At 43.2% G+C, this 301-nt stretch carries 1 pseudogene; it reads left to right on the top strand.

What is annotated here, in order from left to right:
* Positions 1-301: pseudogene (locus CP366_RS10560) on the top strand (hypothetical protein); the annotation flags it as partial.

The following is a 301-nucleotide window of genomic DNA, read 5'->3' as shown; positions in this document are numbered from 1 at the left end:
GTTAAGGATCCAAGTCACTTAACTGATGATGAAAAGAAGCAAGTTAAGAACAACGTCGATAATGCAAACAAGGATAAGTTCCCAGCTGGCACTACAGTTACAGTAGGTGCTGACGGTACAGCTACAGTAACTTACCCAGATGGTTCAAAGGACACCATACCAGGTGACCAATTAGTTCAAGGCCAAAAGGGCGCCACAACTGATGCTGGTAACATTACGCCAAATGTTCCAGGCGACAAGGTAACTGTTAAGGATCCAAGTCACTTAACTGATGATGAAAAGAAGCAAGTTAAGAACAACG

The organism is Lactobacillus sp. UMNPBX15, assembly GCF_002553785.1.
GTDB classification, from domain to species: Bacteria; Bacillota; Bacilli; order Lactobacillales; family Lactobacillaceae; genus Lactobacillus; species Lactobacillus crispatus.
This window is presented reverse-complemented; position numbering and strand designations above follow the sequence as displayed.